The organism is Vibrio sp. 2033 (assembly GCF_033339735.1).
The window spans coordinates 1-13,921 of sequence record NZ_JAWOVC010000013.1; the positions used below are offsets into that span (position 1 = coordinate 1).

Annotated in this window: 12 protein-coding genes; 4 read left to right on the forward strand and 8 right to left on the reverse strand. The window is 43.4% G+C overall.

Annotation, left to right across the window (positions count from 1 at the left end):
* Positions 1 to 192: 192 nt before the first annotated feature.
* The gene (locus R7P74_RS16200) at positions 193 to 1,317 is read left to right on the forward strand and encodes a flagellin (RefSeq protein ID WP_213968530.1); all 1,125 of its coding nucleotides are present in this window, start codon (positions 193 to 195) and stop codon (positions 1,315 to 1,317) included.
* Between the two features lie 96 nt (positions 1,318 to 1,413).
* Here R7P74_RS16200 and crr read toward each other — a convergent pair whose 3' ends face one another.
* The 5 genes from crr to cysZ form a co-directional block, all read right to left on the reverse strand.
* Positions 1,414 to 1,923, reverse strand: coding sequence for a PTS glucose transporter subunit IIA (crr, locus tag R7P74_RS16205; protein ID WP_005382041.1), 510 nt, complete (start codon positions 1,921 to 1,923; stop codon positions 1,414 to 1,416).
* Between the two features lie 121 nt (positions 1,924 to 2,044).
* Entirely contained in the window at positions 2,045 to 3,769 is a 1,725-nt protein-coding gene (ptsI, locus tag R7P74_RS16210) for a phosphoenolpyruvate-protein phosphotransferase PtsI (protein ID WP_005389298.1), read from the reverse strand.
* Positions 3,770 to 3,909: 140 nt separating this feature from the next.
* A complete protein-coding gene (locus R7P74_RS16215; protein ID WP_005382043.1) occupies positions 3,910 to 4,167 on the reverse strand; it encodes an HPr family phosphocarrier protein in 258 nt (85 codons plus the stop codon).
* A 300-nt stretch (positions 4,168 to 4,467) separates the two neighbouring features.
* The gene (gene cysK / locus R7P74_RS16220) at positions 4,468 to 5,436 is read right to left on the reverse strand and encodes a cysteine synthase A (RefSeq protein WP_262583836.1); all 969 of its coding nucleotides are present in this window, start codon (positions 5,434 to 5,436) and stop codon (positions 4,468 to 4,470) included.
* Between the two features lie 164 nt (positions 5,437 to 5,600).
* Positions 5,601 to 6,344: a sulfate transporter CysZ gene (gene cysZ / locus R7P74_RS16225; protein ID WP_025767003.1), complete on the reverse strand. Its 744-nt coding sequence runs from the start codon at positions 6,342 to 6,344 to the stop codon at positions 5,601 to 5,603.
* Between the two features lie 251 nt (positions 6,345 to 6,595).
* On the opposite strand from cysZ, the gene zipA reads away from it, so the two are divergent.
* The 3 genes from zipA (at position 6,596) to R7P74_RS16240 (ending at position 11,575) form a co-directional block, all read left to right on the forward strand.
* Complete coding sequence (gene zipA, locus R7P74_RS16230) at positions 6,596 to 7,552, forward strand: cell division protein ZipA (RefSeq protein ID WP_017819969.1); 957 nt, start codon at positions 6,596 to 6,598, stop codon at positions 7,550 to 7,552.
* Between the two features lie 90 nt (positions 7,553 to 7,642).
* Positions 7,643 to 9,655, forward strand: coding sequence for an NAD-dependent DNA ligase LigA (gene ligA / locus R7P74_RS16235; protein WP_017819968.1), 2,013 nt, complete (start codon positions 7,643 to 7,645; stop codon positions 9,653 to 9,655).
* A gap of 510 nt (positions 9,656 to 10,165) precedes the next feature.
* Positions 10,166 to 11,575, forward strand: a complete 1,410-nt coding sequence (locus R7P74_RS16240; protein ID WP_005382055.1) for a hypothetical protein — start codon at positions 10,166 to 10,168, stop codon at positions 11,573 to 11,575.
* Positions 11,576 to 11,911: 336 nt separating this feature from the next.
* On the opposite strand, the gene R7P74_RS16245 is transcribed toward R7P74_RS16240, so the two are convergent.
* The 3 genes from R7P74_RS16245 to R7P74_RS16255 all read right to left on the reverse strand — a co-directional run bounded on the left by R7P74_RS16245 (position 11,912) and on the right by R7P74_RS16255 (position 13,798).
* Positions 11,912 to 12,091, reverse strand: a complete 180-nt coding sequence (locus R7P74_RS16245; RefSeq protein WP_021707680.1) for a hypothetical protein — start codon at positions 12,089 to 12,091, stop codon at positions 11,912 to 11,914.
* 324 nt (positions 12,092 to 12,415) lie between these two features.
* A complete protein-coding gene (locus R7P74_RS16250) occupies positions 12,416 to 12,877 on the reverse strand; it encodes an NfeD family protein (RefSeq protein ID WP_017634826.1) in 462 nt (153 codons plus the stop codon).
* A gap of 3 nt (positions 12,878 to 12,880) precedes the next feature.
* Positions 12,881 to 13,798, reverse strand: coding sequence for an SPFH domain-containing protein (locus tag R7P74_RS16255; protein ID WP_005382060.1), 918 nt, complete (start codon positions 13,796 to 13,798; stop codon positions 12,881 to 12,883).
* Positions 13,799 to 13,921: the final 123 nt, after the last annotated feature.

Consider the following 13,921-nt stretch of genomic DNA (forward strand, 5'->3'; position numbering starts at 1 on the left):
TCTATCGCAAGCGTCAAGCTCAATCCTTGCGCAAGCGAAACAAGCGCCAAACTCAGCGCTAAGTCTGCTAGGTTAATCAATTTTACAAAGCAAGAAACCAAAGCCAGGCTCATCCCTGGCTTTTTGCTTATTGGCTATAACGATTCAGATATGTCCTGACAGTATGTTCGATAAGGCATTCATATCGATTAGATGATCTCTTTAAATTCCAATGTTTCTGCGATGGTGGCGCAGAGACACCTGAGTCAAGCAGCTGCGCAAAATGTTGAGTCACAACGCAACCTAACTTCGGGATTTCGAATCAACTCGGCGAGCGATGATGCGGCAGGTTTACAGATATCGAATACTCTCCATGTACAAACGAGAGGGCTTGATGTCGCCTTAAGAAATGCACACGACGCTTTTTCTGTTGCTCAAACAGCGGAGGGAGCATTGCACGAAAGCAGTGACATATTGCAACGCTTACGCTCTCTGGGGCTTCAAGCAGCAAACGGCAGTTATGACTCAAGTGATCGGCAAAGTATTCAATATGAGGTCGTAGCGCTGCAAGATGAGCTTGATCGTGTCGCGATCACGACAACATTTGCGGATAAAAACCTGTTTGATGGATCTTACGGTTCACAAAGTTTCCATATTGGCGCGAACGCTAATTCAATCTCTTTGACGTTACGTAACATGCGTAGCCATATCCCAGAGATGGGAGGGCAGCATTATGTTGGTGATGCGGTCGATAAAGATTGGCGAGTCACTAAAGATAACCAAACCCTAAAAGTCGAATACCAAGACAGTAAAGGGCAAACCCAAACGGAATCCATTGGACTCAAATTGGGTGACCGTATAGAACAGGTCGCCACTTACATCAATGCTCAACAATCGATAGTGAATGCTTCAGTAACGGAAAACAACGAACTGCAATTCTTCGCTTCTACGATGAATGCGCCAGAGGGTGTGCTTCTCGATGGGAGTTTAGCGGATGAGCTTGATGTGAGCGCTGGTCAATTAGTCACAATGGATGACATTGATATGTCGACGGCAGGTAAGGCTCAGCTTTCAGTTGGGGTGATTGATGCAGCAATTAAGTACGTTGATTCGCACCGAAGTGAAATTGGCAGCTTTCAGAACCGTGTAAACGGCTCGATGGATAACTTAAATACTGTGAATCGGAGTGTTACAGAGTCCAAGAGTCGAATAAGAGATACAGACTTCGCAAGAGAATCTACGGAAATGGTGCGTTCTCAAGTGCTCCAAGATGCGACAACAGCATTATTGGCTCAGGCAAAGCAAAGGCCGAGTTCGGCACTTGGATTACTTAGCTGAGCGGATTTCATTGATGTAAGTCGATTAGAAACAAAATTTCAGGTAATAAAAAACGCTGCCAATGGCAGCGTTTTTTCGTGTTCGATTAAGTAAAAATTACTTAGTTACACGTAGAACTGGAGTTTCACCAACAGTTACAGAACCAGAAAGCTTGTTTAGCTCTTTGATTTCGTCCATGTTAGAGATAACAACTGGAGTTAGCGTTGACTTCGCTTTCTCTTCTAGAAGAGCTAGATCGAATTCAATTACAGTGTCGCCAGCTTTAACAGTTTGACCTTCTTCAGCGATACGCGTGAAGCCTTCGCCTTTTAGTTCAACTGTGTCGATACCGAAGTGAACGAAAAGCTCAACACCGTCGTCAGACTCGATAGAGAACGCGTGGTTAGTTTCGAAGATCTTACCGATAGTACCGTTTACAGGAGCTACCATTTTGTTGCCTGCTGGCTTGATAGCAATACCGTCACCAACGATTTTCTCAGCGAAAACAACATCTGGCACGTCTTCGATGTTTACAATCTCACCAGAAAGTGGCGCGATGATTTCGATAGCACCAGCGTCAGCGCTGTCATCAGATACAAGCTTCTTAAGTTTGTCAAACAGACCCATTGTGTCATGCTCCTAAGGTTTGGTTTTATTCTGTCGAATTATAGTATACCAATATAGCTCATTAGACGACTTTTTTCGCCGTCTAATGGCCATTAAGTATTGAATTACTTGGTACTACCGATTACTGAGCTTTCTCAGCAATAAACTTTTCTACCACGGCTTCGATTTCTTCTGCTGTCGGTAGAGAAAGGGCTTCTTCAGCCATTGCTTTCACTTCTGCGAAGTTAGAGTTACGAACTACTTTCTTCACTTTAGGGATTGAAATGCCGCTCATTGAGAACTCGTCCAGACCCATACCTAGAAGTAGAAGTGTTGCACGCTCGTCACCTGCAAGTTCACCACACATACCAGTCCATTTACCTTCTGCGTGAGAAGCGTCGATAACTTGCTTGATCACAGTAAGTACAGCTGGTGATAGTGGGTTGTATAGGTGAGAAATCATCTCGTTACCACGGTCAACCGCTAGCGTGTACTGAGTTAGGTCGTTTGTACCGATAGAGAAGAAAGACACTTCCTTCGCTAAGTGGTGTGCGATCGCAGCAGCAGCAGGAGTTTCAACCATAACACCGATTTCGATGTTTTCGTCGAACGCGTGGCCTTCAGCGCGTAGCTCTTCTTTGTACTCTTCGATCGCTTTCTTAAGCTCACGGATTTCTTCGACAGAGATGATCATTGGGAACATGATACGCAGTTTGCCGTGTGCAGAAGCACGTAGAATGCCACGTAGCTGATCACGAAGGATTTCACGACGATCTAGACTGATACGTACAGCGCGCCAGCCTAGGAATGGGTTCATCTCTTTTGGAAGATCCATGTATGGGAGATCTTTATCGCCGCCGATATCCATAGTACGGATGATCACAGCTTGACCGTTCATTGCTTCCGCAACTTCTTTGTACGCTTGGTACTGTTCTTCTTCAGTTGGTAGCGCAGTACGGTCCATAAATAGGAATTCAGTACGGTACAGACCAACACCTTCACCGCCGTTACGAAGGATACCGTCACAGTCTTTCACTGTACCGATGTTACCGCAAACTTCTACACGGTGACCGTCAGTCGTTTCTGCGTGTAGGTCTTTCAGTTTCGCTAGCTCTTCTTTTTCAGCTAGGAATGCTGCTTTAACCGCTTTCGCTTCTTCTAACTCAGCTTCTGATGGGTTAACAACAATCTTGTTGTTCATTGCGTCAAGAATCAGCATGTCGCCATTCTTAACTTTCTTCGTGATGTCATTAGTACCAACGATAGCTGGAAGCTCAAGTGAGCGAGCCATGATTGAAGTGTGAGAAGTACGACCGCCGATGTCACAAGCAAAACCAAGCACGTAGTCTAGGTTGATTTGTGCAGTTTCAGATGGCGTTAGGTCGTAAGCAACAAGAATTACTTCTTCGTTGATATCGCTAAGCGAAACAATGTTGATGCCTAGTGCGTTCTTAACAAAACGAGAACCGATATCGCGGATGTCAGTTGCACGCTCTTTTAAGTATTCGTCGTCTAGAGACTCAAGAGCACATGCTTGCTCTTCGATCACTGAGTGGATAGCGTGATCAGCAGTCATCTTGTCGTTTTTGATAAGTGCTAGGATTTCCTCTTCTAGCTCTTCGTCTTCAAGAAGCATGATGTGACCTTCAAAGATCGCTTCTTTTTCTTCGCCAAACGTTTCAAGCGCTTTTTGCTTGATAGTTTCTAGCTGAGCTGCAGATTTGTTACGAGCGTCAAAGAAACGCTGAACTTCAGCTTCTACTTGATCGTCAGAAATAGTGTTTGTGTTTAGGACAATTTCATCTTCTTGAAGTAGTAGTGCTTTACCGATTGCAATACCAGGAGATGCTAGGATGCCTGAAATCATAGCCTTACCTTAAGTTTGGTCAACTTTATAAAACGGGAGAATAATGGGTGCGCTAACGAATAGTTTTAGCTTAGTTTTGAGCCTATTTCCAACGAAGCCATTTTGCTTTCACAAAATGGCTTCTGGAGTAGGAGACCGGATTAGTGTAGTTGGTCCATTAGAGCAACTAGGTGGTCAACTGCTTGCTGAGCTTGCGGGCCTTCAGCAGAAATAGTAACTTGAGTACCTTTTACTAGGCCTAGTGTTTGTAGTTTGAACAGGCTCTTAGCGCTAGCGCTTTTACCGTTAGAAGTCACAGTGATGTCTGCGTCGAATGCTTTTGCTTCTTTAACAAACTGTGCAGCTGGACGAGTGTGAAGGCCGTTTTCTGCTGTGATTTCTACTTGCTTCTCGTACATGTGATATACCCCAATAAATGTATTTTTTTGTTAGTTTGTGACCAGATTTTAGCTTAACTGCTTTACATCTTGTGCGCTAGCACGGGAAGAGTTCAAAGCGCGTCAGTTCTGATACTAGTCAAAAGTTTGGTAACTACGCAACTGTTTGCGTGCGTAATCACTTTGAAACCTTTTTGTGTTCTGCTTCTTTATTTTGAAGCTAGAAATAAAACACCCTGATATTACCAAAGGTAGGGCAGGGATCAACAAAAAAGCCCCTAAACGGGGCTTTTTTAAACTAAAAATTGATTTGAACACATATTATTGTTGGTTCTCTTTTTCGGTAAAGATACCTGCAAAGAGTGCTGTACTTAGGTAACGCTCACCGGAACTTGGCAAGACAGTTACAATTGTTTTTCCTTCAAATTCAGGTAGTTCCGCAAGTCGGTTCGCTGCAACAACCGCTGCGCCAGATGAGATACCAGCTAGGATACCTTCCTCTTCCATTAGGCGACGAGCCATCTCAATCGCTTCTTCTGAGGTAACTTGCTCAACACGGTCAATAATGTCTAAATCGAGGTTACCAGGGATGAAACCAGCACCGATACCTTGAATTTTGTGTGGGGCAGGCTGGATTTCTTCGCCAGCAAGTGCTTGTGCAATAACCGGAGACTCTGCTGGCTCAACTGCAACAGAAGTGATGGCTTTGCCTTTTTCACCTTTGATGTAACGGCTAGTACCTGTAATAGTACCGCCCGTACCAACACCAGCAACGAATACGTCGATTTCACCGTCTGTCGCTTCCCAAATCTCAGGGCCCGTAGTCTTTTCGTGGATTTCTGGGTTCGCTGGGTTGTCAAATTGTTGAAGAAGTAGGTACTTCTCAGGATTGCTTGCTACGATTTCTTCTGCTTTAGCAATCGCCCCTTTCATGCCTTTCGATGCTTCAGTCAGCTCAAGGTTCGCGCCTAGTGCTTTTAGTAGCTTACGGCGTTCTAGGCTCATTGATTCAGGCATGGTCAATGTTAGCTTGTAACCGCGAGCAGCCGCTACGAATGCTAGAGCAACACCTGTGTTACCACTGGTAGGTTCTACAAGCTCTACACCTGGCTTAAGAAGGCCCGCTTTCTCTGCTTCCCAAATCATGTTTGCACCGATACGGCACTTAACACTGAAGCTAGGGTTACGCGCTTCAATTTTCGCGAGAACTTTGCCTTTACTTACTTTGTTTAGACGAACGAGAGGTGTATTACCAATAGTAAGAGAGTTATCTTCGTAGATTTTGCTCATAGTGATGTTCCTTCATTACACGTTGTGTGAATATGGATAGAAGAATATGCGGTATGAAAAAAAGGGAAAAGGATTAAAAAGTTATATCTTATTAGGTTGGCCCAGAACTTGATAAAAGAAAAGGGAAAAGCTGGCGCTGATCCCTTTCCTTAATCTCTAATCGACTATCGTTGGTGCTTAAACTCCGCGACCCACATAGCGGTTGCACCACATATTGCTACAGGCATGACAATGAGGTTCAAAATTGGGATCGTCGTAAATACAGACACCAATACCCCAAAGCCATAGGCCTTACCTTGCTTTTGTTTCAATTTGTAACGCATGTCGTTAAATGGGATTTTGTGGTTATCAAACGGGTAGTCACAATATTGAATCGCGAGCATCCAGGCGGTAAAGATAAACCATAAAAATGGGCCTACTGTTTGTCCAAGGGCAGGGATGAGCAATAACAGGAATAGGCCTATTGCTTTAGGTAAAATGTAAAGGAGCTTTCTCCACTCACGAGCTAAAACGCGAGGAACATCTTTCAGGACGGCAGTGAAACCATCATCATTTACTTTTTGTCCCGTTAAGTACTCTTCCACTTTTTCAGCCAAGAGGCCATTGAATGGCGCGGCGATAAAGTTCGCGAGCGTGCTGAAAAAATAGGAGAAGGTAGCGAGTATCGTTAGAGCGAGTAAAGGCCAAAGAATGTAAGTTAACCAGGATAAAAACTCAGGCAGCTGCCCAATCCAGCCTTCTATCCATATATTAAGGTTTGAAAATAGATAGAAGATGGCACCACCTACAAGCAAGATATTTGCAAGTAGAGGTAAGATGACAAAGCGCCTGATTTTAGGGGCTAGTGCCAATTGTATCCCGTATAGAAAATAACCGAACCCGGTTCTCTGCTGATTGTTTTTCTTCATGTCTATTTTGGCTTCGTGTAAATGAAAACTCATTGTACCTGTGAGGACTTTTCTTTCAAAGCCCTGACAAATGACGTCTTGTTAAGTGGAATCGTGGCAAGAATCACAACAAAAAACGGAACTTCTTGCATTAAGTTGTTCTAAATCTACATATAGTTTTGGTAAAGTAAACGTATCATTCAGATTTATTGCACTTGGGTTGCTGCTCAAGGAACTGCGAGTAGTAAAAACAAGTATATTGAGAGTAAATAATGCAGGAATTGCGATTCGTACTCATTGTTGTTGGCGCATTAGCCATCGCGGCATTACTGTTTCATGGTTTATGGAGCAGTAAAAAAGAAGGCAAAGCAAAGTTTGGTAACAAGCCACTTGGTAAGCTGGATGTTGACCAAGAAGACAAAAATGATCTTGTTGAGAAAGAACGAGACTTCGCTCCCGCTCCTGAAGATGACTTTGAGATCATTCGCAAAGATCGCAAAGAACCAGATTTTGGGATGGCGAGTTCTTTCGACAACAAGTTTGAATCTGACCCGTTATTCGGTGGTCCATCTGAAGTCAAACAGACGCAGCAGGAGCCGGATGACATCCCTTCATTTGTTGCAGAAAAAGATAAAGAAGAGGACGTTGAGCCTGTTGTTCAAGCAACAGTAGCTGAAGAGCCATTCCAGCCTGCTGTGGAAGAAGAAGTTATTCCCGCCGCGTTTGATATTACGGAGAAAGAACAGCAAGTCGAAACGGTTAGTGAGCCTGTCGTTGCAGAGCCTAAGGAAGAGCCAAAGCCAGAACCTGAAATGCAAGTGATTGTATTGAATGTGCACTGTGCTGGTGAAGAGCCATTTGTTGGTACTGCTTTATTTGAAAGTATGCAACAAAACGGTCTAATTTATGGCGAGATGGATATTTTCCATCGTCATGTCGACTTGTCCGGTAACGGCAAAGTGCTGTTTAGCGTCGCTAATATGATGCACCCTGGTACGTTTGAACATGCTGATCCTGCTGAGTTTACAACGAAGGGTATTTCATTCTTCATGACATTGCCTTGTTATGGCGAGGCTGAACAGAACTTCAACTTAATGCTCCGAACTGCGCAGCAAATTGCTGATGACTTAGGTGGTAACGTACTTGATGACCAGCGCAACTTAATGACGCCAGATCGTTTAGCATCTTATCGACGTCAAATAGTTGAGTTTAATGCCGCTAACGCATAATCTTAACAGCAAATAATAATAGGGCTCCGGATGGAGCCCTTTTTCTTGGATTTCCCAACCTCACCGATTGAAAATACACGGGGCTTTACTATGTCTGAATCAGTACTTCAGCGACTAGAAGAACTAAAAGAGTCGTTGCATTACCACGCTGTGCGTTACTACGTGGAAGATAACCCAGAGATCCCTGATGCCGAGTACGACCGTTTAATGCGAGAGTTACTGGATATTGAAGCTGAGAACCCTGACTTAATAACCGTAGACTCGCCAAGCCAACGTGTCGGTGGGCAACCTCTCTCTGCGTTTAGCCAAGTGACACATGAAGTACCGATGCTTTCGCTTGATAACGCGTTTGATGATAGTGAACTCGATAGTTTCCACAAGCGCGCACAAGAGCGCGTGGGCAGCCAGAGTGTGAAAGAATACTGTTGTGAGCCTAAATTGGATGGACTCGCCGTAAGTTTGTTATATGAGAATGGCGTTTTAGTTCAGGCGGCCACTCGAGGCGATGGTACTACGGGTGAAAACATCACAGAGAATGTGCGTACGATTAAAGCTATTCCTTTAAAACTCAGAGGTAATGACTGGCCAAATCGTCTTGAAGTTCGTGGTGAAGTCTTTATGCCGAAAGCTGGGTTTGAAAAGCTCAATGAATTAGCAAGGAAGAAAGGCGAGAAAATCTTTGTTAATCCACGTAACGCTGCGGCAGGTAGCTTACGACAATTGGATTCACGTATTACGGCTTCTCGTCCGCTTAGCTTCTATGCATACAGTGTAGGCGTGGTGCAAGGTGCAGAATTGGCAGCAAGTCATTACGAACGCTTTTTGCAAATCAAATCTTGGGGACTGCCAATGTGTCCGGAAACTAAGCGAGTTGAAAGCTTGGCGGATGTAAAAGCTTACTACCAAGATATATTGCAGCGTCGTGATGCCCTCCCTTATGAGATCGATGGTGTCGTTATTAAAATTGACGATATTGCCGTGCAAGAGCGTCTGGGTTTTGTTGCTCGCGCTCCACGTTGGGCGATTGCCTACAAATTTCCAGCTCAGGAAGAAATGACGACACTGAATGAAGTGGAGTTCCAAGTCGGTCGCACTGGTGCGATTACACCTGTTGCTAAACTAGAGCCTGTATTTGTTGGTGGGGTAACGGTAAGTAATGCGACGCTTCATAACGCAGATGAGATAGAACGTCTGCAAGTCAAGATTGGTGATCACGTTGTGATCCGCCGTGCTGGCGATGTTATTCCGCAAGTCGTTTCTGTCATCAAAGAGCGTCGACCAGAAACAGCTCGAGATATTGTTTTCCCAACTCAGTGTCCTGTTTGTGGTTCGCATGTTGAGCGGATCGAAGGAGAAGCGGTAACACGTTGTATGGGGGGCTTAGTTTGCCAAGCCCAACGCAAACAAGCGCTAAAACACTTTGTTTCTCGTAAAGCGTTAGACGTTGACGGTTTAGGCGATAAAGTGATCGAGCAGCTTGTTGATCGTGAGATGGTGAAAACTCCTGCTGACTTATTTAAGTTATCAGCGGGGATTTTAACCGTACTAGATCGCATGGGGCCAAAGTCTGCGCAGAATATTGTGAATGCGTTAGAAAAATCCAAAGAAACAACTTTACCTCGGTTTTTGTATTCACTGGGGATCCGTGAAGTTGGCGAGGCAACCGCAGCAAACTTAGCAATGCACTTTAAAACGTTGGGAGCGATCCAAAATGCTACCGAAGAGCAGTTGATTGAAGTGCAAGACATCGGTGCTGTGGTTGCTCAACATATTACGACTTTCTTTAGTGAAGAACAGAACCAAGCGGTGGTTAAAGATTTGCTTGAACAAGGAATTCATTGGCCAGAGATTAATACTACTGAGCAGGTGGGGGAATTACCATTAGAAGGTAAAACAGTAGTATTAACGGGAACACTTTCTCAACTGGGGCGTACAGAAGCCAAAGAAGCCCTCCAAGCACTGGGGGCTAAAGTGACGGGTAGTGTTTCTAAGAAAACCGATATTTTGTTTGCTGGTGAAAATGCAGGTTCGAAGCTCGCAAAGGCACAAGAACTGGGTATCGAAATTAAAACAGAACAAGACTTACTCGAATTGATGAATTAAGTCTTCTCAAAAAAGCTAAAAAATAACTAAAAGCCCCGTATGGTAAGCATGCGGGGCTTTTTCTTGTTCATAATTAAGTGTTTTTTTATTGAGTAATTGATGCCTTTGTTCTTTTCAGTGATCAAGATCGAACCTTGGGTTATTGGTTTTTTTGGCTTTTTTAGTCTGCGAGTGACTTCAAGTTGATACTTTCAGGCTAAATTTAAATGTTTGATTTTAAATGATATTTTGTTGAGTTGTGTTGGTGTTGTTAAAAATAAGATCTGGATCAATAAGTTATATGGAACTTTGGAGTGGCTCATATTTTTTTAGAAAAAAAATAAGTTCCATTTGGATGTTTTTAGCTGCGAAGTTAGTCTTAATCACGTGGATACACGGTGTGTATGCAGGAACTAAAAAAAGCCAAATTAGAAATAATGAGGTTTGATCAGGAATTTACTTCTCTCCTTCGGCGGCCAACTAAAGGTGAGATAGAAAAATACAGCTATATCCATTTTTAGGAGTTTTTCCATGGACAAATTTTTTAAGGTTTCAGCGTTAACCGCAGCAATGTTTGGTGTTGTTGCTGTCGCTCCAGCTACAGCGTCTACTGAAAGTGCAGCAGGTGGCGAGTACGTAGAGAAAGTGAACGAATTTATGCAAGACTCAAGTCTGAATGCATTATTCATAGTTGATACTCGTTCACGAACTCGTACAACAGGTAAGCCCGGCGGTGAAAATGGTGACCGTTGGAGTCGTCTAAACTACTCTTCTTACAACGCAATTTTAGACTTCACTTCTGGCTACCACGATGGTTGGGTGGGCGCAGATGTTGCGGCTTACTACTCTGGCGATCTTTACAACGATAGTCTTTACAATTCAAACGAAGGCTACCTATGTAACGAAATCTCAACTTGTAACAACCTAGACTGGGGTGCAGGTGATGGTCAGCAGCTTAAAGTTTACAAAGCAGCGCTGAAATTCAAAGCAAACGAAAACTTTAATGCTCGTTTCGGTATGTTACAGGCTGGTGGTAACGGTACAATCGGTAACGTTTGGAGCTTTGTACCTGGTACTTACCGTGGTTTCGAACTAAACGCTAAACTTGGTGATTTCAACCTAAGCTACTTTGGCGCAGACCAATTTACAGCACCTTGGCTGCTTCACGAAGATGATTACGCACCAGCGCTTTGGTCTGACACTTCATGGAGCTACCTACACTCTCTAGGCCTAAACGGTAACCTAACTGACAGCTTGTTTATGCAACTTGGTTTGGGTCAAGCTACTGGCGTTCAATATGCAAATGGTGTTGACTGGGGTGCAGGTCAAGTAACTAGCTACCACAACGAAACTGACAACACTTCTTACAAGGCTTACTTGAAGTACACTGTTAGTGACCGTACAACTCTAGCATTTGATTTCTACGGTGTTGACGATGATGTGAAATACGATGGTCTAGGTTTCCACACTGGTCTATCTTTGAATCAATCTTTCGGCAAGCTAGCTTGGATGTCTGAGTTGCGCTACACAGACACAGATAACCGTGCGGACTTCGTTCCTCGTACTATTCATACATACGGTATGAACAATGGTACTTGGTCTCAGTGGTGGGACGCGCTGTCTGACTGGAACAAAGCGGGTGAGCTAGCATGGTACAACCGTCTATCTTACAACCAAGGTAACGGCTGGAACTACTACCTAGGCTTTGGTTACGGTACTGGCGCTGACTCTGCAGCAAGCGGAGCATCAGGTGACTGGGATTACGAAAGCGAATACGCAGTTAACGCAACAGTATCTTACTCACTACAAAGTGGCGCGCTTAAAGGTTCTACCATTCGTTTACACGGTACAATCCTAGAACGTGATGAGTACGCAGGTGCTGGCGATGCGGATGAAACAGACTTACGTCTACAAGTTCTTATCCCTTACAGCTTCCACTAATACTTAATTAGATAATAAAAGGAGCCGCTAGGCTCCTTTTCTATTTCACTTCTCGGCCGTCGTATATTTTGCAATATAACGGTGGCAACATATGTACATTACCGTTTGGCAACTCACACTTTATCTCTGGGCCTAACGTACGACCACCGGATGCACCATTAGCATGAGTGGTTAACGGAATTATGGCAAAAGATATTACTAATGGACCAGATAAAAATCTCATAATAATCACCTTAATATAAACTTTAAATATCTACGTGCTTGTATAAACCGTGACTACGCAGAAAGGCAAGGTTGAATAGGGCTATTATATCAAACTAAGCTCTTACTTCTTTACTATTCCCATTCCCCACCTCTAAATCGACACATTTCACTTGGAATATTCGTAACGTCGCCACTTGGCATCTTACATTCGACTATAGGTCCCAAATTAGTTGTACCGCCGTTTCCGTTGTTGTAGGCAAAGGAAGAAAAAGAAAAAATACCGCACAACATTAAAAAGAGAAGCTTATTCATAGTACATCCTCTTACTTACCAAATAAAAAGCACTCAACTTAAATGCTTATGCGTTAAGTATGTATCCGAGGATAAAAAGATCAAAAAATAATTCAATAAAGTTTTATTTTTTAAAATAAATTTAGATCGATAATTTACCTAGATATATTTCTATCTTATTGATTGTCGTGTGTTGAATAATTAAATAATAGGAAATGGTAGGTAGGGTATTAATAATATTACTAATACTTATTTTTTTCTCGATTTTAATTAAGGTAATGAAATGAAAGCAGTTGTTTAGATTAAAGTAATGGAGCATGATTTGCCCCATTACTTTGGCATAAATTAATTAGAATCAGGCTCAATGATTAAAATAATACCTTCAACATCGGTGATTCTTACGCGGGTACCGGCTGGAAGTGCTTGATCCGATTGTGCGGACCATGTGGTATCGGCTACCTTGATGCGATTGAGCCCGACGGAAAAGTCTTCTTCAAGGATAAGAGTACGCCCAATTAACTGCTTGTACTTTTGGTTCAGATCTCTTTCTTGGTCTTCTTGCTTGTCTTTAGACCATTGTCGTCGCCACCAAAGCCAGGTGGTGATTAAGCTGAAGCTTGCAAAGCAAAGCCATTGCAATTGCCAGCTCATTGGCAAAACGGTCATGAGTGCTCCAACGATAAGTGCAGACATCCCGAGCCAGAGAAAATACCCTGCGGTACCAAGTAGCTCAACTGCTAAAAGAGCAAAGCCAAACGCTAGCCAATGCCAGAAAGAGATACCTTCCAACAAACTAAAAAAGTCCATAAATTATTCTTTATCTTGCTGTTTAAACATTTCTGCTATCCCTGCAACCGAGCCCATTAGTCCGGTTGCTTCTAATGGAAGCATAATGATTTTACCATTTTCGGCTTGACCAATGCTCTTGATCGCTTCGGTATAACCCTGTGCAATGAAGTAATTGACGGCTTGCATGTCACCTTTTGCAATGGCTTCGGAAACCATGTAAGTCGCTTTTGCTTCTGCTTGCGCGGCACGCTCACGTGCTTCTGCATGGAGAATAGCAGACTGCTTTTCGCCTTCAGCTTTTAATATCTCTGATTGTTTATGACCTTCGGCCTTTAATATCTCAGCTTGGCGAACCCCTTCTGCTTCAAGAATTTCCGCACGCTTATTACGCTCGGCTTTCATTTGCGCATTCATTGCAGCGGTCAGATCGGCTGGTGGCTGGACATCTTTAATCTCAATTCGTGTGACTTTTACGCCCCAAGGGTTTGTTGCTTGGTCAACAATCGCCAACAGCTTAGAGTTGATCATGTCGCGTTGGCTCAGCATTTCGTCCAGTTCCATTGAACCTAAAACGGTACGAATGTTCGTAAGGGTCAAGTTTCTAATAGCGTGTTCTAAGTCGTTGACTTCATAAGCCGCTTTTGCAGCATCGATCACTTGAACAAATCCGACAGCGTCAATAACCACGTTAGCGTTATCTTTTGAAATGACCTCTTGCGCAGGAATATCGAGAACGCGCTCCATCATGTTTACTTTTTGACCAACTTTATCAACGAATGGAATGATCAAGTTTAAACCCGGCTTTAATGTGTGGGTGTAGCGTCCGAAGCGTTCAACTGTCCAGTTGTTTCCTTGCGGAACCGTTTTAATGGCTGAAGATAAGATAACGACAGCAAGAACGACGAAAATACCGATGGTGATCAGTGAATCAATTGGCATGAGTTATTCCCTTAAGTGCATAATATTCGATCCATTTTTACCTATTTATAGACAATAGACAATTGAAGTTCTGAGACCTTTGAGAGGTTATTGGTTTTTTATATGACAAAGGCCGGAAACACC